The sequence below is a fragment of the Rhodoferax sp. EU05-FHT12H12 genome (genome assembly GCF_058791215.1).
The window spans coordinates 930,282-954,867 of record NZ_JBYTDI010000001.1; the positions used below are offsets into that span (position 1 = coordinate 930,282).

The window sequence follows — 24,586 nt, forward strand, 5'->3', positions numbered from 1 at the left end:
GGAGCCGGGTTCAAAAGCCCGCAGGTCCTTCAAACTGGGCCTGCAGCGCGTCCAGCCAGTGTTCGATTTCCACCTCGCTCACATGCAAGTGGGCCAGGCAGGCTGCACCGTACTGGTCCCATTCCACATGCTCGGTTTGCCCTTCGTGCAGAGCCACCAAATGTTCGGCCAGCAGGGACATGGCGACCAGCGTGCGCACCTCGGCAGGGATGTGGTCGTCCCGCAGCACGGTGAAGTCGTGGTGCAGGCGCACGGCGATGGCGACGATCGGTGGCAAGCGCCAGGTCTTGGCCACAATGGCCCCCACCACCGCGTGGTCGGTCCGGTGGGCATCGTTCTCCACCTGGGTGAAGGTGCGTTGTTGGTCTTGCATGGCCTGCGCCAAGGTGGCCTCGTACCCCGGCAAGCCCTGCAGCATGATGGGCAAGCCCACATGGCAAAACAGGCCACAGGTGTGGGCAATGTCAGCGTTGATGCCGTACATCTGGCGCGCGATGTAACCCATGGCGTAGGCGCGGCGGGTCGAGGTTTCCCAAAAATGCTCCAGCAGCGGCGATTTGGCGGTGATGGTCTCGCGCAGCAAAAAGCCGGTGAGGATGGACACGGTCTGGGCAATACCCAGCAGGGCCACGGCCTCGGCCACCGTGGAGGCGCTGCGGGAGCGGGCATAAATGGGGCTGTTGGCCACCCGGATCAGCGCGGCCGCCATGGCCACATCGCGCGAGGCAATTTTGGCAATGGTGGCGGGCTCCGGATCTTCGCGGTTGAACTCCACCCGCAGGTCCGTCAGCAAGGCCGGACAAGGCTGGATCACGATGTCCCGCAGGGTGCCCGCTGCCTTGGCGGTTTCAATTTCCCGGTCGATATCAGCTACGCGCATGCTGTCTCCTTGTTGAAGACATTATGCGGAAAACCAGCCCCTGTGAGGCGCAATCCGGGCTGGTTGGGGGGCCGCGTTTACCCTGCCTGCAGCGCGTCAGGTTACCGGCACCAGGTACTCGCGGCTGATGTGGGCGCCCAGGTCGTTCACACGGTCCAAAAACTGCGTGAGGTAGGCATGCAGGCCGGTGGCCAGGATTTCGTCGATGCGGCCAAACTGCAGCTCGGCGCGCAGCTTGCCGGCGCGGCGCAGGGTTTCGCTGCCGGGGTCGCTGGCCACCAGGCGCAGGTTGTTGACCACTTCGTTGAGACTGGCGTGCAGCGAGCGCGGCATGTCGGGCTTGAGGATCAGCAGCTCGGCCACGCGCTCGGGCTTGATGACGTCGCGGTAGACTTTGCGGTAGACCTCGAAGCCGGAGACGCTGCGCAGGATCGCGCTCCAGTGGTAGAAGTCGTACTCTTGGTCCTTCTCGCTGGCGGCGCCAAAAAAGTCGCTTTGCACCGCGTGGAACTTCACATCCACCAGACGCGCCGTGTTGTCGGCCCGCTCCAGGAACGTCCCCATGCGCATGAAAAACAGCGCCTCGTCCATGAGCATGGTGCCCACGGTCACACCACGCGACAGGTGCGAGCGGAACTTCACCCACTCAAAAAACTGGGCCGGGTCTTTTTCAAATTCGCCCGTCTTGATCATGCGTTTGACTTCGAGCCAGGTGGTGTTCTGTGTTTCCCACACCTCGGTCGTCAAGGCGCCGCGCACCGCACGCGCGTTTTCACGCGCGGCACTCAGGCAGGACATGATGGAAGACGGATTGCTCTCGTCCTTGACCATGAAGTCCATCACCTCGCGGGCCTGGATGTCGCCGTATTTCTCTTGGTAGGTATAGAGCAGTTCGCTGATGGACAGCAGGCCTTGCCAGCCCACTTGGGCCACCGCTTGGCTCTGCGGCAGCAGCGAAGTCTGGTAGTTCACGTCCAGCATGCGCGCGGTGTTCTCGGCCCGCTCGGTGTAGCGGGACATCCAGAACAGGTGGTCGGCGGTTCTTGACAACATAGGGTGGTACCTCCGCAGTTCGCTTATTGTTTTGGGGTTTGGCTTTGGGTCTGCGTGGTGGCAGCAGCAGCCGACGCATCGTCTTCCAGAATCCAGGTGTCCTTGGTGCCCCCGCCTTGCGAGGAGTTGACCACCAACGAGCCCTCTTTCAAGGCCACGCGTGTCAGCCCGCCGGGCACCATCTGCACCGTCTTGCCTGAGAGCACGTAGGGTCGCAGATCAATGTGGCGCGGCGCAATGCCGCTCTCCACAAAGGTGGGGCAGCTGGACAAACTCAGTGTCGGTTGTGCGATGTAGCCACTCGGATTGGCCTCCACCGCCTTGCGGAAGTCTTCGATCTCGGCCTTGGTGGCGGCGGGCCCCACCAGCATGCCGTAGCCACCCGCACCGTGCACCTCTTTCACCACCAGGTCTTTCAGGTTCGCCAGCGTGTAGGCCAGGTCGTCCTTGTTGCGGCACATGTAGGTGGGCACGTTGTTCAAAATGGGCTTTTCGCCCAGGTAGAACTCGATCATCTTGGGCACATAGGGGTAGATGGACTTGTCATCCGCAATGCCGGTGCCCACCGCGTTGCAGATGGTCACATTGCCCGCCTTGTAGGCGCCCAGCAGGCCCGCACAGCCCAGCGTGGACGTGGGGCGGAACACCGTGGGGTCCAAAAAGTCATCGTCCACGCGGCGGTAAATCACGTCCACCCGGCGCGGGCCGCGTGTGGTGCGCATGTAGACGAAGTTGTCCTTCACAAACAGGTCTTGCCCTTCGACCAGCTCCACGCCCATTTGCTGCGCCAGGAAGGCGTGTTCAAAGTAGGCGCTGTTGTACATGCCGGGCGTGAGCACCACCACCGTGGGCTCGGCCGTGGTGGCCGGGCTGCTGGCGCGCAGGGTTTCCAGCAACAGGTCGGGGTAGTGCGCAATGGGCGCCACGCGGTGCGCGCTGAACAGGTCGGGGAACAGCCGCATCATCATCTTGCGGTCTTCCAGCATGTAGCTCACGCCACTGGGCACCCGCAGGTTGTCTTCCAGCACGTAGTACTCGCCATTGCCCTTGGCGTCCGGTGCGCGCACGATGTCGATGCCGGAAATTTGCGAGTAGATGCCGTTGGGCACATCCACGCCCACCATCTCGGGACGGTACTGGGCGTTGCCCTCAATCTGCTCGCGCGGCACGATGCCGGCTTTCAGAATCTCTTGGTCGTGGTAGATGTCGTGGATGAAGCGGTTGAGCGCGGTGACGCGCTGCGTCAGGCCCTTCTCCATGCTGGTCCACTCGTGGGCCGGGATGATGCGCGGAATCAGGTCAAACGGAATCAGGCGCTCGGTGCCCGAGCCGTCTTCGTCCTTCTCGCCGTAGACGGCAAAGGTGATGCCCACGCGGCGGAAAATCATCTCCGCTTCTTCACGGCGTTTGGCCATCATGTCGCCGGGTTGGCGCGCCAGCCATTCGTCGTAAATTTTGTAGTGGTCTCGTATCTGCTTGCCCTGAGTGAAAAACTCGTAGGGAAGCTGGGTGTACATCTCGTCGAATTTCCGCATAAAAGACCTCTCTGATCGCACCGTATGCAAGCTTCGGGCCACCGCCACGTTCACTTGCGCGTGCACCACTATGGCACAAGATGGTGCCAATACCGGCGATCATCCTCCCGTGTGCACGCCACATTTTGGGGCTGCTCCGAGCGCCAGCGCATGGCACCACATTGGGGCGATGACACCAAATTGATGCCAGCCCCGGTGTAGCGCGCCAGCACCGGCGGCGCCGGGTGGCCAAAGCGGTTGCGGTACCCCGCCTGCACCAGCGCCCACTGCGGCGCCACGGCCTGCAGAAACTCGGGCGTGCTCGATGTCTTGCTGCCGTGGTGCGGCACCAGCAGCACCGCCGCACGCAGATGGTCCGTGCCCTGCCAGGTTTGCACCAGGCGCGCCTCCTGCGCGGCCTCTATGTCGCCCACCAGCAGCGCACTGTGGTCACCTGTGCCAATGCGCAGCACGCACGACAGCGCATTCGGCTTGGCGGGCGCCGCGTAGTCCGCCGCCTGCGGGTGCAAGACCTCAAAGGACACACCATCCCACAGCCAGCGCTGGCCCGCCTCGCAGCGTTGCACCGTGCGCAGTTGCTGCAGCGGATGCTCGGACTCAATGGAACTCAGCAAGGCCGCCTGCGGCTGCATGGCCAGCACGGCCGCCGCGCCCCCCACGTGGTCGGAGTCGCGGTGGCTCAGCACCACGGTGTCCAGCCGGATGTCCAAGGCTTTGAGCAGCGGCCCCAGCACCCGGTGGCCGGCATCACTCTCCAGGCTGTAGCGCGGGCCGGCGTCAAACAGCAAAGCGTGGCGCGCGGTGCGCACCAGCACCGCATTCCCCTGCCCCACGTCAGCCGCCAACAGCTCAAATTCTCCGGGGGCGGGTACAGCCGGGTGCCACAGCAGCAAAGGTGCCAGCAGCGGCAGCCCCAGGGCGCGCAGATGCCAGGGCACGGGCAGCGCACACAACAGCCCGCCCGCCACGGCCAACAAACCCCACCCCAGGGGAGGCAATGGCCCACTGACGGTGGCCCAAGGCCAGGCAGCCAGCATGCTCAACCACCACCACAGCAGATCGGTCGCCTGCGCAGCCAGCCCCCACACCGCGGGCAACACCACACCCAGCAGCGCCAGTGGCGTGAGCAACAAAGTCACCCAGGGAATGGCCAGCAGATTCGCCACCAGGCCCACAACGGAGAGCTGGCCAAACAGCAGCAAACTCAGCGGCGCCAAGGCGAATGTAATGACCCACTGCTCCCGGAACATGGCCCCCACGCTTCTCGCTGCGCGTAGTGCGCTGCCCCCCAAAGGGGCTAATCTTCCCTGTCGGGGCTGACCGCCAAGCGGTTCAGAGCCTTGGGGCTGCCCGGCGGAAGATTGGCCCTTCATTAGGCCTCCAGCCCCCATGGAATCTGCGCGAGCAGCTCCTGAATCTGTAGCAAACAGCACCCCCACCGCCACAAAACTGAGCCAGAAACCCGGCTGCAACAGCGCCCACGGGTCCAGTGCCACCACCACGGCGCAGGCCAGCATCCACACCAGCGGCCAGGGCCAGCGGGCACCGGCCAGGCGCAGCACGGCGATGGTGGCCAGCATCAGGCAGGTGCGCTGCGCGGGCACACCCCAGCCCGCCAGTACCGCATAAGCACAGGCTAGCCCCAGCCCGCCCAGCAATGCTGCCGATGACGCGGGCAAGGCCAGACACAGGCGCCGCGAGCGCCGCCACGCCGCACCGCAGAGCCAAGCCGCGCCCCAGGCAAACATGGTGATGTGCAGGCCCGAGATGCTGATGAGGTGGGCCACCCCTGTGGCACGAAACACATCCCAGTCGCTGCGCTCCACGGCGGCCTGGTCGCCCACGACCAGCGCGGCCAGCAGGCCGGCGGCACGCCGGTCTTGCACCGTGGCCACCATATGGTCGCGCAGCGCCTGGCGCGCCAGAGCCACCGGGGCCCAGCCGGTCTGGCCCAGGCGCAGCGGTTCGGGATCTTTGGGCCCGGCGCGCACATAGGCGCTGGCCTGCACACCCTGCCCCCACAGCCACAGCTCGTAGTCAAACCCGTGCGGGTTCATGCTGCCATGGGGCGCCCGCGCGCGCAGGGTGAATTGCCAGCGCTCGCCTGCGGACAACGGGGCGGGCACGCGCTGCAGGCCCGTCTGCTCGCCCCCCAACGCATAACCCGTGGCGTACCAGGCCACGGCCATACGCGCGGGCACGGTGACCTCCAGCCCCTCCAGCAGTGCCTGCTCCACCCGCAGCGTGAAACGCAGCCCGGCTTCGCTGGTCTGTGGCAGGCCCTCCACCACACCGGTCACGCGCAGGTCACGCCCCTCCAGGGCGGGGGCCAGCGCCGTGCTGGCAAACACCACGGCCCGCGCCCCGGTACTGCCCCAGCCCAACGCCATGCCGGCCAGCAGCACCAGCGCCGACACCAGCCCCAAGGGGGTGGGTCTGCGGGTGATTTTTGCTATCTTTTCAGGAGCTGCTTGCGCATACAAGACGGGGGCTAGCAGCATAAAAGGCATATAAAACCAGAGCGAACCCAGCGTCGCCTGCTGCAGCTGCAATGCCGCCCCCAACACCCAACCCAGCAGCGCCGCAAACACCGTGCGGGGCCACGCGCTGGTGCGGTGGGCGGCAGAGAACATGGCCCCATGCTAACCCGCGCCCACCGGGCCTCCGGGCATGGCGCGGGACTTGCTTCAAGCCCTGCGTCAAACCCGATTGTTAGTATGGGGCTGGTGTAGCAACCGCTGCACCCGCACCCAGTGCGAGATTACCGAGAGACCGGCTATGTCCATTCACGCAGCGCTGAACCACGTCACCCATTACACCTACGACCGTCTGGTCAATCTCGGTCCCCAGGTCATCCGGCTGCGCCCCGCCCCCCACTGCCGCAGCAAAGTGGTGTCTTACTCCCTCAAGGTCGAGCCCAGCACCCACTTCATCAACTGGCAGCAAGACCCGTTTGCCAACTACCAGGCCCGCCTGGTCTTCCCTGACAAGACCACCCAGTTCAAGGTCACCGTCGACCTGGTGGTGGAGATGGCGGTCTACAACCCGTTCGACTTCTTTTTGGAGCCCGAGGCCGAAGAGTTCCCCTTCACCTACGCCCCCGAGCTCAAGCAGGAACTTGCCCCCTACCTGGCCGCAGACCCGGTGACCCCGCTGCTGCAGGCCTACCTCGACAAGATCGACCGCACCAAGCGGCGCAGCGTGCTGTTCTTGGTCGACCTCAACACCCTGGTGCACAAGTCGGTGGACTACACCATCCGCATGGAACCCGGCGTGCAAACGCCGGAGGAAACGCTGGCACTGGGCTCCGGCTCCTGTCGCGACTCCGCCTGGCTGCTGGTGCAACTGCTGCGCAACTGCGGCCTGGCTGCGCGCTTTGTTTCGGGCTACCTGATCCAGCTTGCCCCCGATGTGAAATCGCTGGACGGCCCCAGCGGCACCGAGGTCGACTTCACCGACCTGCACGCCTGGTGCGAGGTGTATTTGCCCGGCGCCGGCTGGATTGGCCTGGACGCCACCAGCGGCCTGCTGGCCGGTGAGGGCCACATTCCCCTGGCCTGCACCCCGCAACCCAGCGGCGCGGCACCTATTGAGGGCGGCGTGGACGAAAGCGAAGTGGAATTCAGCCACCACATGCAGGTCACCCGCATCTACGAATCGCCGCGCGTCACCAAGCCCTACACCCCCGAGCAGTGGACCGCCGTCATGAATCTGGGTGACCAGGTGGACGCCGACCTGCTGGCCGGTGATGTGCGCCTGACCATGGGCGGCGAGCCCACCTTTGTGGCCGTGAACGACCGCGACGCGCCCGAGTGGAACACCGACGCCCTGGGCCCCACCAAACGTGGCTTCGCCACCGAGCTGGTGCACAAGCTGCGCGACGAATACGGCCAAGGCGGCTTTCTGCACTTTGGCCAGGGCAAGTGGTACCCCGGCGAGCAACTGCCGCGCTGGGCACTCAACATCTACTGGCGCGCCGACAAGCAAAAGGTCTGGGGCAACCCCGCCCTGTTCACCGACGAACGCACGCCCACCCACTACTCGGCCGAAGACGCGGGCTACTTCATTCGCACGCTGGCCGGCAAGCTGGGCCTGACCGACAAGTACGTGCAAGCCGGCTATGAAGACACCTGGTACTACCTGTGGCGCGAGCGCCGCCTGCCGGTCAACGTGGACCCGTTCAACGCCAAGCTCGACGACGAGATGGAGCGCGCCCGCCTGCGCCGCGTCTTCGCCCAAAAGCTGGACTCCGTGGTGGGCTATGTGCTGCCGCTCAAGGTGGGCGCCAGCGGCAACCCCGGCCTGGGTGGCCCGGAGTGGACCACCGGCCCCTGGTTCTTCCGCGACGAGCGCATGTACCTCATGCCCGGTGACTCGCCCATGGGCCTGCGCCTGCCGCTGGACTCGCTGCCCTGGGTCAGCGAGGGCGACTTCCCCTACCTGGTGGAGCGCGACCCCACGGTGGCGCGCGGCCAGCTGCCGCCCCACACCAGTTTTGCCGCGCGGTATGCACCCGGTGCAAGTGGCGCGCCCGGCACCACCACCACCCCCAGCGGCAGCGTGTCGCCCAGCGGCCTGCCCTACCTGGCCGGCAACCTGGCCACGGCCGAAGCCCGCCGCACCATGCAAACCGCCAAGGGCCGCGTTCCCACGGGTGACGCCACGGCCGCCCAAAGCGCGCGCCAGCCCGAGCCCGCCCGCTACGCCGAGGCCCCCAGCCGTTTCGAATCCGCCCACTGGATCACCCGCACCGCGCTGTGTGTGGAAGTGCGCGACCCGCGCCGCGCCAGCGGCCCCAAGGCCGAGGCCGTGGGCACCAAGTCCGGCGTGATGTACATCTTCATGCCGCCGCTGGAGCGCCTGGAAGACTACCTGGACCTGCTGGCCGCCATCGAAGCCACCGCCACCGAACTGAAGATGCAGATCGTGCTGGAGGGCTACCCACCCCCACGCGACCCGCGCCTCAAGCTCTTGCAAGTCACCCCCGACCCCGGCGTGATCGAAGTGAACATCCACCCGGTCACCAACTGGAAAGAACTGGTCACCAACACCGAGTTTTTGTACAACGCGGCGTTTGAGTCGCGCCTGTCGGCCGAGAAGTTCATGACCGATGGCCGCCACACCGGCACCGGCGGCGGCAACCACTTTGTGATGGGCGGCGCCACACCGGCCGACAGCCCGTTTTTGCGCAAGCCCGAGCTGCTGGCCAGCCTGCTGCTGTACTGGCACAACCACCCGAGCCTGAGCTACCTGTTCAGCGGCATGTTTGTGGGCCCCACCAGCCAGGCCCCGCGTGTGGACGAGGCCCGCAACGACCAACTCTACGAGCTGGAAATCGCCATCGAGCAGATCTACAAAAACCGCGAGCTGTATGGCCAGAGCATGCCGCCCTGGCTGGTAGACCGCACGCTGCGCAACATCCTGATCGACGTGACCGGCAACACCCACCGCAGCGAGTTTTCCATCGACAAGATGTACTCGCCCGATTCGGCCACGGGCCGCCTGGGCCTGCTGGAACTGCGCGCGTTTGAAATGCCGCCGCACCCGCACATGAGCAGCGTGCAACAGCTCTTGCTGCGCGCGCTGGTGGCCCGCTTCTGGAAGACGCCGTACAAGGCGCCGGTGACCCGCTGGGGCACCGAGCTGCACGACCGCTACATGCTGCCTACCTTCATCAAAATGGACTTTGATGATGTGATGGCCGACATGACCATGGCGGGCTATGCGTTTGACAGCAGCTGGTTTGCGCCGCACTACGAGTTCCGCTTCCCGCTGATCGGCGCGGTCAAGGCCGCCGGTGTGGAACTGACGCTGCGCAACGCGCTGGAGCCCTGGCATGTGATGGGCGAAGAAAGCTCCGCTGGCGGCACGGCACGGTATGTGGATTCGAGCCTGGAGCGCATCGAGGTGCGTGTGACCGGCCTGAACGAAAGCCGCTATGTGGTCACCTGCAACGGCCAGGCGCTGCCCATGCAGAGCACCGGCACCGTAGGCGAGTTTGTGGCCGCCGTACGCTACAAGGCCTGGAACCCACCGAGCAGCCTGCACCCCACCATCGGCATGCACGCCCCACTCACATTTGACATTGTGGACACCTGGATGAAGCGCTCACTGGGCGGTTGCCAGTACTTTGTCACCCACCCCGGCGGGCTCAATTACGAGACCTTCCCGGTCAACGGCTACGAAGCCGAAAGCCGCCGCCTCTCCCGCTTCGCCGCCATGGGCCACACGCCCGGCAAGCTGGTAGTGCCACCGGCCACCATCAACGTGGCGGGCAGCAAGGAGTTTCCGTTTACGCGGGATCTGCGGCGCGGCTAGGCGTTTTTAAGCCAAATCGGGCTCTAGCCCTTTTGGCGTATGCGCGAGCAGCTATTGGATTGATAGCATGCTTTGGTGTGAGGTGTGGGCGCAGAGCAGGGGGAACGGCCCCCCGCCTCATACTGTCAAACGCCCAGAAATCGGCGGGGGGCCATTCCCCCTGCTCTGTGGGTGAGATGGTTGGTGCGCTGACGAAAGACGGGCTACGGTGGGTCACGGCCGCTTTGCGGCGGAAGCGGTCATCCCGTGGCAAGACTCAGTTTGATACGATGCTGATGACACTTCCACACACTATTCGTTAATCACTTTTAGGTGACTTCATGGCGATAATTTTTCCTCTCCTCATTCTTATTTTCCTTTCGGTAGTGATTGCATTTGGTGGTCCGTTGTTGCGCCGGATATTAGCGAAAGACCACCCACTTCAGAGACACCTATCTGACGATGCAATCAATCGCGCGCTGGGTTGGGTTGCACGCAACAAGGGCAAGATTGCTGGATGGCTGTTGATCACGACATTCACGATACTCACCTTGGTTTATTCATAAGCATTTCTGCATTTGAGTTGTCCAAATCTTTTCGGGGCGCAATTGACCATAGCGATCCTATTTGCGCTGAGTACGGATATACAGTTGGAGAATTCAACTTCGCGGGCAAATCTGCGTGTCGGTTAACTCAACTTTAACGACCGCTTCAGAGCACAGTGAAAGTCGGCTTCCAGTCTGCAGGCGCCTCAGCTACGCGGCGGAAGCGGTCTTTGCACCGGGACACATAAGTACAGGGGATTTTCCAATGGTCGAGGCTAAAAAATCGTCATGGACGGTTGCAAGCGATGTCAGTGACCGCGATGGAATCGGCATTGAGCTTGAGATTGATGGCGAAATTGTTCTGGAAATCTTTCGCGATGACACAAAAAAGGCTAGGGAAGTAACGCTATACCAGCGGGACGTTCCTCTCTCAGTTGTGGAGGAGTCGATTGCGAGGTTCAAAAAGGAGATACCTTGGGACTTCCAGGACTAGGCTTGGCAAGTGCCACTGATGGCCAATGCCCGCTCTCAGTCTAGAACCGCCTCTGCGCACCTAACAAAACACAGCACTACTCGCCTCCCGCAAGTACTCGTACGAGCAAAGCCAGTTAGACTGCCCCCAAAGGAAACATCACTATGGCAGGCGTATTCGGCAAAGACCCCAACATGAAGAAGAGCACGCACCACGAGCTGGAGCGGCTGAACCAGGAGCGCAAGCAGAAGTTGGCGGAGGCGGCGCTGAAGTTCACCAAGAAGAAACCCGTGGTGCCCAGCAGCGCGACACCGACCAAATAAGAAAAATTTGGACAAAAAAAGGCCCCAATCAAGGGGCCTTTTTATTTGGTGAACGCGTGCGGCTTAGTAGCTGCTGCGTCCGCCGCGGTAGCCGTCAGAGGCGCCACGGGGTTCCATGGGGCGGGCCAGGTTCACGACGATGGAGCGACCATCCACCGATTGGCCGTTCAGGCCATTGATGGCGGCTTGGGCCATTTCGGGGGATGCCATTTCCACAAAGCCAAAGCCTTTGGAGCGGCCGGTGTCGCGGTCCATCATGACCTTGGCGGAGGTCACGTCACCAAACTCGCCGAAATTGCTTTGCAGGCTTTCGTTGGTAACGGAGTAGGGCAAGTTGCCCACGTAAATTTTGCTGCTCATGTCAGAGCCTTTCTAGAGAAGCGTGCGGGGCCATCAAGTGGCGCTGCAGCGCGGGGGAAGCGAAATGCCGGTGAAACACCGGGCTGCAGTATATCTTTACCATATAAAAATAAACTTTTTTATTATTTAAATTTATAAAACTACGCTCCAGCGGGGCTGTCGCCACCGGGCCGAACCACGGCCCTGCCTTTGGGCTTGCATACAAATTGCATACTCTGGGGCCTCACCTAAGGAAATCCATGTCTTCTATAAACTTCATTGGCGGCGAAAAAGGCGGAGTCGGCAAATCGGTCGTGGCCCGTGTGCTGGCGCAGTACTTCATCGACAAGGGGCGTGCCTTCACCGGCTTTGACACCGACCGTTCGCACACCTCGTTCACCCGTTTTTATGCCGACTACGCAGCCCCGGTGGTGGTGGACACGTATGAAGGCCTGGACCTGATTGCCGGGGTGTTTGAAGAAGAGCCTGTGGTGGGCCTGCCGCCCAATGTGATCGTGGATCTGGCAGCCCAGACCGCTGCGCCGCTGGCGCGCTGGGTCAAAGACTCGGACCTGGTCTCGCTGATGGCCAGCCTGGGCGTGACGGTGAACTTCTGGCACGTGGCCGATGCCGGCAAAGACTCGGTGGACCTGCTGGACCGTCTGGTGGCCACCTACGGCGCCGGGCCCAACTACATCGTGGTGAAGAACCAGGGCCGGGGTAGCGACTTTTCTCAACTGGAGGATTCCGCTGCGCTGAAGAAGGCCATGGCCCTGGGCGGCCATGTGATCAGCCTGGCGCAGCTGCACGAGGCCAGCATGCGCAAGATCGACCGGCAAAACGCCAGCTTCTGGGCCGCCATTCACCGCAAGGATGGTGACGATGCGCTGGGCATGCTGGAGCGCCAGCGGGTGAAGACCTGGCTCAAGAACAGCTACGCCACCCTGGACGCCCTGCCGCTGGGCTGACGCTGGGTTAGCATCCACCACTGCCATTGCCACCAAGGAACTTGCCATGTCGCTCCAGCCCTTTCACCTTGCCATTCCTGTCTATGACCTGGCCTTGGCCCGCCAGTTTTATGGCGAGGTGTTTGGCTGCGCCGAGGGCCGCAGCAGCGCGCAGTGGGTGGACTTCAATTTCTTCGGCCACCAGTTGGTGATCCACCTGGCGCCCAAAAACGACTCGCAAACCCACGCCCACACCAACGAGGTGGACAGCCACCATGTGCCGGTGCCGCACTTTGGCGTGGTGCTGGAATGGGACACCTGGCACGCGCTGGCCGAGCGCCTGCAAAGCCGCAACACCGCCTTTGTGCTGGAGCCGGGCATCCGCTTCCAGGGCCAGGTAGGCGAGCAGGCCACCATGTTCTTGCTGGATCCGTGTGGCAATGCACTGGAGTTCAAGGCGTTCAAGGACCTGGGCCAGCTGTTTGCGCGCTAGCCGGCGTCTCCGTACGCCCATAGCCGCGGCCCCTGCGCTGGCATACTCAGGCCAGTGAATTCCTCTCTTGATCCCCTTGCCGTGAACCGCCCCGCCACCGACGCCGATGTGCTGTCCCGGGCCCGCCTGTGCATGGCCGCTGCCGGGCATTTTGACGAGCTGCGCGCCACCGTGTCCCCCAAAGCCGGCAGCCCAAACGGCTCCGGCACTGAAAACGCTAGCAATTTCATAGCTGCTCGCGCAGATTTCACGGGGGCTTGGGTCCAATTCTTTGCCAATATGGAGGCCCGCACCAGCGCCGAGCTGGACGCCCGCGCCGCCAGCCTGCAACGCCAGATCCGCGACAACGGCGTGACCTACAACGTGTACGCCGATGCCGAGGGCCCGCAGCGCCCCTGGTCGCTGGACCTGTTCCCGCTGGTGGTCGATGCCCCCAGCTGGCAGCACATCGAAGCCGGCGTACAGCAGCGCATGCGCCTGCTGGAGGCCGTGATGGCCGATGTGTATGGCCCGCAAACCTACCTGGCCCAGGGCCTGCTGCCCCCGGCCTTGGTGCACGGCCACCCGGGTTACCTGCGTGCCATGGCCGGCGTGCGGCCCGTGGGCGGGCGCCACCTGCATGTCACCGCTTTTGACCTGGCCCGCGGCCCCGATGGCAACTGGTGGGTGGTAGGCCAGCGTTGCCAGGCCCCCAGCGGCCTGGGCTACCTGCTGGAGAACCGGCTGGCTGTGTCGCGCCAGTTTCCACAGGCCTTCCAGGCACTCAAGGTGCAGCGCCTGGCCAGCACCTACCGCGCCCTGATGGACAGCCTCAAGGCGCACAGCCCGGCCGGTGCCGATGCCCACATTGCCCTGCTGACGCCCGGCCCCTACAACGAAACCTATTTCGAACACGCCTACCTGGCCCGCTACCTGGGCCTGAGCCTGGTGGAAGGCAGCGACCTGATCGTGCGCGACGAGCGCCTGTTCCTCAAAACCCTGCGTGGCCTGGTGCCGGTGCACGGCCTGCTCAAGCGGGTGGACGACCAGTACCTGGACCCGCTGGAGCTGCGCCCCGACTCCACCCTGGGTGTGCCCGGCCTCTTGCAAGCCATCCGCGCCGGGAATGTCCTGGTGGCCAATGCGCCGGGCTCGGCGTTTCTGGAATCGCCCGCGCTGCTGGGCTTTTTGCCTGCGCTGGCGCGCCATGCGCTGGGCGAAGAGCTGAGCCTGCCCGCGCTGCCGACCTGGTGGTGCGGCGAGCGCAGCGCCATGGAAGACGCACTGGCCCGCCTGCGCGAGCACACCATCAAGCCGACCTACCCCGGCTCCAGCATCCACACCAGTTTCGAGTCCGTCATTGGCAACACCCTGGGCCAGACCGCGCTGGACGCCTGGGCCGGCCGCATCATGCGCCAGAGCGAAGACCACACGGTGCAGGCTTACATGCCGCTCTCACAAATACCCACCTGGCACAGCGCCGGCCCCGGCCAGCGCGGCACCATGGTGGCGCGCTCCGTGTTGCTGCGGGTGTTTGCCGTCTCTGACGGGTTGGATGCCACTGGCCGCCCGCACTGGCGCGTGTTGCCCGGAGGCTTGGCCCGCGTGGCCGGCACCACGGCCGACATTGCCAGCATGCAGCGCGGCGGCAGCAGTGCCGATGTGTGGGCGCTGACCGAGGGCGAGGTGGACACCACCACCCTGCTGCCCACGGCACTCACGCCCGCCGTGCTGGCGCAGCGCAAGCGTCTGGTCACCAGCCGCGCCGCTGAGAACCTGTACTGGCTGGGCCGCTACACCGAGCGTTCCGAGAACTCCGTGCGTCTGGCGGCACTCACCTTGGACTGCCTGGGCGGCGAAGAACAAAGTTCCGCCCCGCTGCTGCAGTGGCTAAGCCAGATGGCCGTGGCCAACACCCTGGTGCTGCCGGGCACACCATCCCCCATGCAGGCGCGCCGCGTGTTCGAGCGCGCGCTGGTCGCCAGCCTGGCCTCGGCCGAAGGTGCCACCAGCGTGGGCTTCAATGTGCGCGCGCTCAAGATGGCGGCGGCCACGGTGCGCGAGCGCCTCTCGCAAGAGCACTGGAACACCATCGTGCGGGCCGAAGAAACCCTGTTTGCCCAGTGCGCCCGCCTGAGCGCCCAGGGCGACTACACCCCAGCCCAGGCGCTGCGCGTGCTGGGCGACCTGAGCGACCAGCTGGCCGCCATCACCGGCGCGCAGACCGACCGCATGACGCGCGACGACGGCTGGCGCCTGCTCAGCATTGGCCGCCATGTGGAACGACTGCACTTTTTGGCCAACGCCCTGGCGCGCAGTTTTGAAACCGGTGCGGTGGACAGCAACGGCGGCTTCGAGGCCCTGCTCGCGCTGTTCGACAGCACCATCACCTTCCATGCCCAGTACCAGCAAAGCCGCGACATTGCCGCGCTGACCGACCTGCTGGTGCTGGACCGCGACAACCCGCGTTCGCTGGGCTGGGTCGCCCACACGCTGCGCGGACGCCTGGCCAAACTGGCCCTGAGCCCGGCAGGAGAACTGAGCACCATGTCGCTGCAGGTGCCCAACCCCGATACCTGGGACCTGGCCCAGCTGTGTGACACGCCCCAGGGCGAACCCAGCGCACCGGCCCTGCGCAATCTGCTGGACGCCTTGAGCGAGTGTGCGTTCACCGTGTCCGAGGACATCAGCACCACCTACTTCACCCACTCGGGCCACACCAAACACAGCGTGGGCACCTGATGCTGCTGCAAATCACCCACCACACACGGTACGACTACCAGCCCGCGGTCGAAACTGCACAGCACGTGGCCTACCTGCAGCCGCTGCAGCATGCCGGGCAACACCTGCTGAGCCACGCCCTCACCATCAGCCCGCAGCCGGCGCAACAGCGCAACACGCTGGACGTGTATGGCAACACGCGCTGCTTCTTCTCGCTGCAGGTGCCACATACGGTGCTGGAGGTGCAGGCGATGAGCATCGTGTCCACCAGCGCCCACGCCCGACCGACCAGCGAGCAAGCGTGGGAACAACTGCGCGACCGGCTGCGCTACCAGGCCCACACGCCATTTGAGGCGGCGTCCGAATTCGTCTTCGCCTCGCCCTTTGTGCCACGCCGCCAGGAGTTTGCGGGTTATGCACGGCCCAGTTTTGGGGCCAACGCCAGCGTGCTGGATGTGGCGGTGGACCTGATGGAGCGCATCCACACCGACTTCACCTACGAGAGCGAAAGCACCCAGATCAACACCCCCGCCCTGCAGGCGCTGGAACAGCGCAAGGGCGTGTGCCAGGACTTTGCCCACATCATGCTGGCCTGCCTGCGCAGCATGGGCTTGCCCGCGCGCTACGTGAGCGGCTACCTGCTGACCCGGCCCGCGCCGGGCGAGGTCAAGCTCATCGGCAGTGATGCCTCACACGCCTGGGTCAGCGTCTACGTGGGCGACCTGCCCGAGGGCCAGCGCTGGGTGGACCTGGACCCGACCAACAACCGCTGGGGCTGGTTTGCCCCCGGTGTGGACTACGTGACCGTGGCCACCGGGCGCGACTTTGGCGATGTGTCGCCCCTGCGCGGCGTGATCCACGGCGGGGCCAGTCACACGCTGACCGTGGGTGTGACGGTGGAAGACATCCGCGGCGACAATACCGACTCTGCACCCGCCACTGCGGCGTCCCAGAGCCAAAGCCAATCCCAGGGCGGAGGCCAGAGCCAAAGCCAGGGCGCTATCAATTAAATAGCTGTTCGCGCACTACCCATGGGCGCTAGCGGCACTTTTTATTCAAAGGAATCGATATGAGCATTTACGACAAACTCACCGCCCTGAACATCACCCTGCCGCCCGTGGCCGTGCCTGCAGCGGCCTATGTGCCCTTTGTGCAGACCGGCAACCTGGTCTTCCTCAGCGGCCACATCGCCAAGAAAGACGGCAAACCCTGGGTCGGCCAACTCGGCAAAAACACCAGCACCGAAGAAGGCAAGGCTGCCGCACGCGCCATCGCCATCGACCTGATGGGCACCCTGCACGCCGCCGTGGGCGACCTGAACAAAGTGAAGCGCATCGTCAAGGTCATGTCCCTGGTCAACTCCACCGGCGACTTCACCGAACAACATTTGGTCACCAATGGCTGCAGCGAGCTGCTGGGCGAAGTGTTTGGCCCGCAAGTGGGCGCGCATGCACGCAGCGCCTTTGGCGTGGCGCAAATCCCCATGGGTGCGTGTGTGGAGATTGAGCTGATCGCCGAAGTGGCCTGATCACCGGGGCACTGGCCCACCGCAATAAAAAAAGCGCTGCCAGGCAGCGCTTTTTTGTGGGCGAATGCTGCTGACTAGTGCAGCAACAAAGGTGCGCCTTGCGTCCCGGGGTGTGCCAACTGCGGCGCCACCTTGAACACCGCCACGGCCTGTGCCAACTGGGCTGCCTGGTCGCGCAGGCTTTCCGCCGCGGCAGCACTTTCCTCCACCAGCGCAGCGTTCTGCTGCGTCATCTGATCGAGGTTGCCCACCGACTGGTTGACCTCGGCAATACCCGCGCTTTGCTCGCTGGAGGCCGCGGTGATTTCGCCAATCACGTCCACCACGCGGCGCACACTTTGCACGATCTCCTGCATGGTGGCACCGGCATCGGTCACCAGCTTGGTGCCCGACTCAACCTTCTCCACCGAGGTGCCGATCAGGCCCTTGATCTCTTTGGCCGCTTCGGCGCTGCGCCCAGCCAATGAGCGCACTTCACTCGCCACCACCGCAAAACCACGGCCCTGCTCACCCGCACGCGCGGCTTCCACGGCTGCGTTCAGGGCCAGGATGTTGGTCTGGAAGGCGATGCCATCGATCACGCTGATGATGTCGCTGATCTTCTTGCTGCTGGCGTCAATTTCCTGCATGGTGCTGACCACCTGGGTCACCACCTCCCCACCGCGCTGGGCCACGCTAGAGGCACTGGCGGCCAGCGTGGCAGCCTGGTGGGCATTGTCCGAACTCATGCGCACCGCATGGGTCAGGCTGTCCATGCTGGATGCGGTGGAGGCCAGGTTGCTGGAGGTTTGTTCGGTGCGCTGGGCCAGGTCGTTGTTGCCGGTGGCAATCTCGGTGCTGGCGGTGGCAATGCTGTCGGTACTTTGGCGCACCTGCGACACCATCAGGCCCAGTGAGCGGTTCATGGCCGCCAGCGAGCGCATCAGGTCTCCAAACTCGTCTGCCCGGCTTTCGTCCACTTGGCCGCTCAGGTCGCCCTCGGCAATACGTGCGGCCAGGTCGTTGGCCTGCAGCAGCGGCTGCTTGATGGAGCGGATCAGAAACCCAGCGCCCACCAGAATGCCGCCAATCAGCACCACCAGGCCACCGGCAGACATCAGAATCAGTTTGCGTCCCTCGGCCTCAAAGCCCTCGCGCAGGGCTTCGTTGGCAGCGTCCTGCATCACCACAAACTGCTGGTGTGCGTCCTGCAGGGCCTTCACCGCCGGGCGGTACTGGGTCTCCACAAAGGCGGGCATTTCGCCAGGTTTGGTGACCTTGAGCAGCGCTGTCTGGCTGGTCAGGTCCTGCAGCTTCTTGCGCAGATCGGTGATTTTGGCGAGCTGGGCTTTGTCGGCCTCCGTCGGATCGGCTGCCTCAATGGCTTTTTGCAGCTCTTCAATCTTGACATTGCTCTGGGCAATCTCGTCCTTGAAGGCATTGGCCACGCCGGGGTCCACCGACACCACCACCGCATAGGCGCGGGTGGTGTTCACGTCCACCAGGGCGGCCCACTGGTTGGCCGTCTTGATTTGCACCAGCATGGCCGCATTGACCGCGCCATAGGCTTCGCGGGACTTGCGGGATTGCAGGGCGGTGAACGCAATGATGATGGCCAACAGCACCACCATCAGCCCCATCGCAGCCCACAGCTTGGTGGCCAGGCGAAGTCGGTCAAAGCGCATTCCAATCTCCTTTAATTATTCTGTAATTTAACCATGCAGGAGCGCGTGGAAAGCGACTGAAAGGACGGGATTTACCCTGCCATGCGCCAAATACCTTGGCCTTGCACCGCCGCTAAATCAGCAGCACTGAAGTGCGCGGGCAGGAGTTCGGCCAGCGGCAGCAGCACAAAGGCGCGTTCGCGCATGCGGGGGTGGGGCACAGTGAGGGTGGGGCTGTGGATGGTGGCGCCCCCAAAAAGCAGCAGGTCCAGGTCCAGGGTGCGGGGGGCGTTGCGGTAGGGGCGCTCGCGCCCGGCCCCCTGCTCCAGTTGCTGGAGGGCCTGCAGCAGGGCCGGGGCGGTGAGCGTAGTGGAGAGTTCGGCCACGGCATTCACGTAGTCAGGGCCGCTGGAGTCCACCGGGGTGCTGCCGTACAAGGCGGAGTGGCCCAGCAACGTGCACTGTGGCAGCGCGGCCAGGGCAGCCAGCGCGTTCTGCAGGGCGGCCACTGGTGCGCCGAGGTTGGCCCCCAGGCCGATGTAGGCCAGTACCGGCGCACGCATGGTGGCGCGTGGGATTATTCGGCGCTGCCGCCGGATGTGCCACCCTCGCCCTTCGCGGCACCGGAGCGACGGCGGCGACGGCGTTTGCGTGGAGCGTCGTTGTCATTGGAGGGGAATTCGGCCTCGGCACCGTCGGCCGCATCAGAAATGGCAGGCGCAGCCGGAGCGGCCTTGGCGGGAGCGCGGTGCACACGCGGGGCCTGCTTGCGCTGTTGCTGTTGTTCGGTACGCACCTGGTCCACCATGTCCTGGCGCACATCGTCGCTGGCCATGCTGAACTCCTGCCACCAGTCAGCCAGCACTTCATCAATCTCACCGGCATCGGCGCGCAGGCGCATGAAGTCAAAGCCGGCACGGAAGCGCGGTTGGTCCACCATGCCAAAGGGGGTGCTGCCCACGCGTTTGTCAAAGCGGGGCTGCATGAGCCAGATTTCGCGCATGTCGCCAGCCAGCTTGCCGCGACCCGACACATCACCGATGCGGGCGTTGAACACGTCCTCGATCGCGTCCTGCAGCGCCGGATGGCTGTGCTGGCCGCTCTTGACGCGTTGGTCCCAGCCATCACGCACGTCCGCCCACAACACACAGGCCAGCAAGAAGCTGGGGGCCACAGGTTTGCCCTCGCCCACGCGGCGGTCGGTGTCCTTCAGGGCGGCGGCCACAAAGGGCTGCTCGGCACGCTCCACCACCACATCCAGCAAGGGATAGATGCCACGGGACATGCCCAAAAACTTGAGTTGCTCCACCGAGGCCAGGGCGTGGCCGGTCTGCAGCAGCTTGAGCATTTCATCAAACAAGCGGCTCTGCGGCACATCGTTCAACAGGCTCTGGCTCTTGATCAGCGGGCCGGACGTTTTGGCCTCCAGCTTGAAGCCCAGCGGACTGAGCTTGGCGGAGAAACGGATGGCGCGGATGATGCGCACCGGGTCTTCGCGGTAACGCGTGGCGGCATCGCCAATCATGCGCAGCGTGCGGCTCTTGGCGTCTTTCAGGCCATTGTGGTAATCGACCACAATCTGTGTCTCGGGGTCGTAGTACATCGCGTTGATGGTGAAGTCGCGGCGCACCGCGTCTTCTTCCTGCGGGCCCCAAACGTTGTCGCGCAGCACGCGACCGGTGCTGTCCACGGCGTGTTTCATGCCGGCCAGCTCGTTCTTGCTGGTGCGTTCGTTGCCTGCCACCTGCTCGGCCGCAGCGTTGTCCAGGTAGGCGCGGAAGGTGGAGACTTCAATCACCTCGTGCTCACGGCCGCGGCCGTAGACCACGTGCACGATGCGGAAACGCCGGCCGATGATGAAGGCGCGGCGGAACAGGCTCTTGACCTGCTCGGGCGTGGCGTTGGTGGCCACGTCAAAGTCTTTGGGGCGCAGGCCGACCAGCAGGTCGCGCACCGCGCCACCCACCACATAGGCCTCAAACCCGGCTTGCTGCAGGGTGCGCACGACGTGGATGGCGCGTTCGTCCACCAGCTTGGGGTCGATGCCGTGCACAGACACAGGCACTTCCACCCGTTTGCCGAACTGGGGCTTCTTGGCCGCGGCGGACGGGCTCTTGCCCAGCAATTTGTCGATGAATTTCTTGATCAAGAGAAGGTTCCAAGCGGTCAGGGCCGCGGGTCAGGGAAAGAGCTCAAGTATGCGCCATCCGCGCTCTTGGGCCAGGGCGCGCAGGCGCGCATCGGGATTGGTGGCCACCGGGACGGTGGCCTTTTCCAGCAAGGGCAGGTCGTTGATGGAGTCGGAATAGAAGGTGGTGTGCACCTGGCTCCAGTCCAGCCCATGGTCGGCCAGCCACTGGGTCACACGGCTTACCTTGCCTTCGCGAAAAGACGGGGTGCCAGCAATCTCGCCGGTGTACCAGCCCGTGCCGCCGGGCGCGGTGTCGATCGCCAGTTCCACAGCAATCAGTTCGTCCACCCCAAAGGCCTTGGCAATGGGGCGGGTGACAAAGGCGTTGGTGGCGGTCACCACGATCACCGTGTCGCCCGCACGCTGGTGCGCCTGCACCAGCTCCAGGGCCTGAGGTTTGATGCCTTTTTGGATCACAGCCCTCATGAAATCTGCGTGAGCTGCTATTGATTTGCTAGCACCCTCGCGCACAATGGCGGCAGTGGCAAAACGCACATAGGCCGGCACATCCAGGGTACCGGCTTTGTAGTGCTCGTAAAACGCATCGTTCTGGCGCTTGAATTCGGTCGCGTCGGTCCACCCCATGGCGGTGGTGAACTCGCCCCAGGCATGGTCCGAGTCCAGGGGAATCAGGGTGTGGTCCAGGTCAAATAAAGCGAGGCGTCTTGCCTCCACGCGCGTCGTTTGGAGAGTCATTGGTTGTCCAGCATGGCTTTGATCATGGGAATCGTGATGGCGCGCTGGGTTTGCAGGGCGTAGCCGTCCATCAGCTCCAGCAGCTCCATGAGGCTGCCCAGGTCGCGGCTGAAGCGCTTGAGCATGAAATCCATGACCTCGTCGCTCAAAAACACGCCACGCGCATCGGCCGCCTGGCGCAGCACGGCACGGCGCTCGGGCTCGCTCAGCAACTGCAAGCCATAAATGTGGCCCCAGCCCAGACGGGTGCGCAAATCGTCGCGCAGCTTCAGTTCGATGGGCGCCAACTCACCGGCGGCCAGCACCGGGCGCTGATGGGTCTGGGCGTTCACAAACCAATTGAAGGCCATGTGCTGCTGCTCCGCCGTGTACAGGTGCACATCGTCCATCAGCACGGCCACCCAGGTTTCGTCAAACTCGGCCGGCTCCAGCACATTGGCATCCATCCAGCCCACGCGTGCGCCCTGCTCGCGCAGCGCCTCGCGCGCAGCCTTGAGCAAATGGCTTTTGCCACTGCCCTCGGGGCCCCAGAAGTAGGTGGGCACAGGCGAGCGGACCTGCGCACTGCTTTTGGCACCAATCCACAGCTCCAGGTGCTTGAGCGCCGCTTCGTTGGGGCCGGCAAAAAAGTTGGCCACGGTTGGCCCGGCGGACAAACCGATGTCCAGCGCGATCTGTTGCATTACCAAGTGTTCATCCCAGATACAAGCGGCTCGACAGGTACCCGGTACGCAAACGCCGCACCGCCACCAACAGCACCGCACTGGCGGGCAAGGCGATAAGCACGCCCACAAAACCAAACAGCTGGCCGAAGGCGAGCAAGGCGAAAATCACGGCCAGCGGGTGCAGTCCAATACGCTCCCCCACCAGGCGTGGCGTGAGGTACAGGCTCTCTACCAACTGACCCAGGCCGTAGACCACGGCCACCATGGCCAAGGGGTACACCAGGCCGCCGCCAGAAAACTCCAACAAACCGGCAAACGTGGCCAGCACCAGCCCCACGCCAAAACCCAGATAAGGCACGGCAATGGCCAAGCCGGTGAACACCCCAATCGGCAGGGCCAGGTCCAGGCCAAACAAGGCCAGCCCCACGCTGTAGGCAATCGCCAGAATCAGCATGACCAGCAGTTGGCCGCGCAGGTACTGCCCCAGCACTTCATCGGCCTCGTGCAAAAACCCGTCCACCCCCTCGCGCAGGCGGGGCGGCACCAAATCACGAACCTGGCGGACGAAACGGTCCCAGTCCATCAGCAGGTAAAACAAGGCCACGGGGATCAGGATGGCGTTGCCAATGATGGCAAAGGCCACGCTGCCACCCAACTTGACCGAGGCCAGCACCGAGCCGAGCGCGTCTTCCACATTGGCATTGAGGTACTTCATCACAAAGCCCTTGATGCTGGCCACGTCCAGCGAGAAGTGAAGGCCCCACTGCGCCAGCCAGGGCTTGAGCGAGGTGTTCAGGCTGTCCAGCAGCACCGGCAGCTGTTCGCGCATCAGGGGCAGCTCTTTGGCCAATATCGGCACGATCAGCAGCAGCACGCCCAACAGGGCCACCACAAACAGCAACTCCACCAGCACCACCGCCACCAGCCGCGGGATACGGCCTCGCCCCACGTCGTCCAGCCAATCCACCACCGGCGTGAGTGCATACGCCAGCACCGCCGCCACCACAAAGGGCGCCAGCACCGGGGCCAGCAGCCACAGCGCGAGCACCACCAGGCCCGCAATCAGCAGCCAGGCGGTGAATCTTTTTTGGGTGGGGGTGAATTGCATACAAAAAATGGCGGGAGCAAACCCGTAAAATCTGGGCAAATTCTATCGGGGTCTGCCTCTGCTCTGCCCCAAAGCCACCTCCCATGACCCAATCTGCTTCCCCCACTCCCCTTTCCTACAAAGACGCCGGTGTTGACATCGTGGCCGGCGACGCGCTGGTTGAACGCATCAAACCCCTGGCCAAAAAGACCATGCGCGAGGGCGTGCTGGCCGGCATTGGCGGTTTCGGCGCCCTGTTTGAGGTGCCCAAGCGCTACAAGGAACCCGTGCTGGTGAGCGGCACCGACGGCGTGGGCACCAAGCTCAAGCTGGCGTTTGAATGGAATATGCACGACACCGTGGGCATTGACCTGGTGGCCATGAGCGTCAACGACGTGCTGGTGCAGGGTGCCGAGCCTCTGTTCTTCCTGGACTACTTTGCCTGCGGCAAGCTGGATGTGGACACCGCAGCGGCGGTCGTGGGTGGCATTGCCAAGGGCTGCGAGCTCTCCGGCTGCGCCCTGATCGGCGGCGAAACGGCCGAAATGCCCGGCATGTACCCGGCCGGCGAATACGACCTGGCCGGTTTTGCCGTCGGCGCGGTGGAAAAGTCAAAGATTTTGACCGGCGCTGACGTGAAACCGGGCGACGTGGTGCTGGGCCTGGCCAGCCATGGCGTGCACTCCAACGGCTTCAGCCTGGTGCGCAAGTGCATTGACCGCGCCGAAGCCGCCGGCAACGTGCCCGCCACGCTGGACGGCAAGCCCTTCAAGCAAGCCATCATGGAACCCACGCGCCTGTACGTGAAAAACGTGCTGGCCGCGCTGGCCGTCCACCCCATCAAGGCCCTGGCCCACATCACCGGTGGCGGCTTGCTGGAGAACATTCCCCGCGTGCTGCCCGAAGGCACGGCCGCGCACCTGGTCAAGGGCAGTTGGCCCCAATCCGAGCTGTTTGCCTGGCTGCAAGCCACGGCCGGCATTGACGACATCGAAATGAACCGCACCTTCAACAACGGCATCGGCATGGTGGTGGTGGTGGATGCGGCAAACGCCGAAGCAACGGCCGCCACCCTGCGCGCCGCAGGCGAGTCGGTCTACACCATTGGCAGCATTGCCCCCATCGGGAACAGCGCCGCCGTCGTAGTGGCCTGACCCAGGCCTTGCCAGATCCTGCCCCGTCCACCCGGCTC

20 protein-coding genes are annotated in these 24,586 nt (G+C 64.2%); 9 read left to right on the forward strand and 11 right to left on the reverse strand.

Annotation, left to right across the window (positions count from 1 at the left end; translation table 11 throughout):
- Positions 1–10: 10 nt before the first annotated feature.
- From AC3WS7_RS04335 to AC3WS7_RS04350, 4 genes are all read right to left on the reverse strand, one after another.
- Positions 11–880, reverse strand: a complete 870-nt coding sequence (locus AC3WS7_RS04335) for an HDOD domain-containing protein (RefSeq protein WP_296468364.1) — start codon at positions 878–880, stop codon at positions 11–13.
- Positions 881–976: 96 nt separating this feature from the next.
- A complete protein-coding gene (locus AC3WS7_RS04340; protein WP_296468366.1) occupies positions 977–1,933 on the reverse strand; it encodes an alpha-E domain-containing protein in 957 nt (318 codons plus the stop codon).
- A 23-nt stretch (positions 1,934–1,956) separates the two neighbouring features.
- The gene (locus AC3WS7_RS04345; protein ID WP_296468368.1) at positions 1,957–3,468 is read right to left on the reverse strand and encodes a circularly permuted type 2 ATP-grasp protein; all 1,512 of its coding nucleotides are present in this window, start codon (positions 3,466–3,468) and stop codon (positions 1,957–1,959) included.
- A 68-nt stretch (positions 3,469–3,536) separates the two neighbouring features.
- On the reverse strand, positions 3,537–6,101 hold the full coding sequence (locus AC3WS7_RS04350) for a DNA internalization-related competence protein ComEC/Rec2 (protein ID WP_492655481.1): 2,565 nt from the start codon (positions 6,099–6,101) through the stop codon (positions 3,537–3,539).
- 145 nt (positions 6,102–6,246) lie between these two features.
- On the opposite strand from AC3WS7_RS04350, the gene AC3WS7_RS04355 reads away from it, so the two are divergent.
- The 3 genes from AC3WS7_RS04355 to AC3WS7_RS04365 all read left to right on the forward strand — a co-directional run bounded on the left by AC3WS7_RS04355 (position 6,247) and on the right by AC3WS7_RS04365 (position 11,105).
- A complete protein-coding gene (locus AC3WS7_RS04355) occupies positions 6,247–9,786 on the forward strand; it encodes a transglutaminase family protein (RefSeq protein WP_492655482.1) in 3,540 nt (1,179 codons plus the stop codon).
- Positions 9,787–10,446: 660 nt separating this feature from the next.
- On the forward strand, positions 10,447–10,803 hold the full coding sequence (locus AC3WS7_RS04360) for a hypothetical protein (RefSeq protein WP_492655483.1): 357 nt from the start codon (positions 10,447–10,449) through the stop codon (positions 10,801–10,803).
- Between the two features lie 143 nt (positions 10,804–10,946).
- Positions 10,947–11,105: a hypothetical protein gene (locus tag AC3WS7_RS04365; protein ID WP_322579710.1), complete on the forward strand. Its 159-nt coding sequence runs from the start codon at positions 10,947–10,949 to the stop codon at positions 11,103–11,105.
- Positions 11,106–11,168: 63 nt separating this feature from the next.
- On the opposite strand, the gene rbp is transcribed toward AC3WS7_RS04365, so the two are convergent.
- Positions 11,169–11,465 carry an RNA-binding regulator gene (gene rbp, locus AC3WS7_RS04370; protein WP_296468383.1) on the reverse strand — a complete coding sequence of 99 codons (297 nt, stop codon included), beginning with the start codon at positions 11,463–11,465 and terminating at the stop codon, positions 11,169–11,171.
- A gap of 239 nt (positions 11,466–11,704) precedes the next feature.
- Here rbp and AC3WS7_RS04375 point away from each other — a divergent pair, with 239 nt between their 5' ends.
- The 5 genes from AC3WS7_RS04375 (at position 11,705) to AC3WS7_RS04395 (ending at position 17,112) form a co-directional block, all read left to right on the forward strand.
- Complete coding sequence (locus AC3WS7_RS04375; protein WP_492655484.1) at positions 11,705–12,412, forward strand: P-loop NTPase family protein; 708 nt, start codon at positions 11,705–11,707, stop codon at positions 12,410–12,412.
- Positions 12,413–12,458: 46 nt separating this feature from the next.
- The gene (locus AC3WS7_RS04380; protein WP_296468386.1) at positions 12,459–12,884 is read left to right on the forward strand and encodes a VOC family protein; all 426 of its coding nucleotides are present in this window, start codon (positions 12,459–12,461) and stop codon (positions 12,882–12,884) included.
- A gap of 132 nt (positions 12,885–13,016) precedes the next feature.
- Positions 13,017–15,605, forward strand: a complete 2,589-nt coding sequence (locus tag AC3WS7_RS04385) for a circularly permuted type 2 ATP-grasp protein (RefSeq protein WP_492655559.1) — start codon at positions 13,017–13,019, stop codon at positions 15,603–15,605.
- Positions 15,605–16,594, forward strand: coding sequence for a transglutaminase family protein (locus tag AC3WS7_RS04390; protein ID WP_492655485.1), 990 nt, complete (start codon positions 15,605–15,607; stop codon positions 16,592–16,594). The genes AC3WS7_RS04385 and AC3WS7_RS04390 overlap by 1 nt, the downstream gene beginning before the upstream one ends.
- A 59-nt stretch (positions 16,595–16,653) precedes the next feature.
- Positions 16,654–17,112, forward strand: a complete 459-nt coding sequence (locus AC3WS7_RS04395; protein WP_296468388.1) for a RidA family protein — start codon at positions 16,654–16,656, stop codon at positions 17,110–17,112.
- Positions 17,113–17,186: 74 nt separating this feature from the next.
- Here the strand turns inward: AC3WS7_RS04395 and AC3WS7_RS04400 are convergent, their stop codons facing one another.
- The 6 genes from AC3WS7_RS04400 to AC3WS7_RS04425 form a co-directional block, all read right to left on the reverse strand.
- The gene (locus AC3WS7_RS04400) at positions 17,187–18,776 is read right to left on the reverse strand and encodes a methyl-accepting chemotaxis protein (protein WP_492655486.1); all 1,590 of its coding nucleotides are present in this window, start codon (positions 18,774–18,776) and stop codon (positions 17,187–17,189) included.
- Between the two features lie 71 nt (positions 18,777–18,847).
- Complete coding sequence (gene folK, locus AC3WS7_RS04405) at positions 18,848–19,318, reverse strand: 2-amino-4-hydroxy-6-hydroxymethyldihydropteridine diphosphokinase (protein WP_492655487.1); 471 nt, start codon at positions 19,316–19,318, stop codon at positions 18,848–18,850.
- Between the two features lie 14 nt (positions 19,319–19,332).
- Positions 19,333–20,904, reverse strand: a complete 1,572-nt coding sequence (gene pcnB, locus AC3WS7_RS04410) for a polynucleotide adenylyltransferase PcnB (RefSeq protein WP_492655488.1) — start codon at positions 20,902–20,904, stop codon at positions 19,333–19,335.
- Positions 20,905–20,934: 30 nt separating this feature from the next.
- The gene (locus tag AC3WS7_RS04415) at positions 20,935–21,642 is read right to left on the reverse strand and encodes a histidinol-phosphatase (RefSeq protein WP_296471509.1); all 708 of its coding nucleotides are present in this window, start codon (positions 21,640–21,642) and stop codon (positions 20,935–20,937) included.
- Positions 21,639–22,325: a DnaA regulatory inactivator Hda gene (hda, locus tag AC3WS7_RS04420; RefSeq protein ID WP_296471510.1), complete on the reverse strand. Its 687-nt coding sequence runs from the start codon at positions 22,323–22,325 to the stop codon at positions 21,639–21,641. Before hda ends, AC3WS7_RS04415 begins: the two co-directional genes overlap by 4 nt.
- A 10-nt stretch (positions 22,326–22,335) precedes the next feature.
- Complete coding sequence (locus AC3WS7_RS04425; protein WP_296471512.1) at positions 22,336–23,415, reverse strand: AI-2E family transporter; 1,080 nt, start codon at positions 23,413–23,415, stop codon at positions 22,336–22,338.
- Between the two features lie 83 nt (positions 23,416–23,498).
- Here AC3WS7_RS04425 and purM point away from each other — a divergent pair, with 83 nt between their 5' ends.
- Positions 23,499–24,548, forward strand: a complete 1,050-nt coding sequence (purM, locus tag AC3WS7_RS04430) for a phosphoribosylformylglycinamidine cyclo-ligase (RefSeq protein ID WP_296471514.1) — start codon at positions 23,499–23,501, stop codon at positions 24,546–24,548.
- The last annotated feature ends 38 nt before the right edge of the window (positions 24,549–24,586 follow it).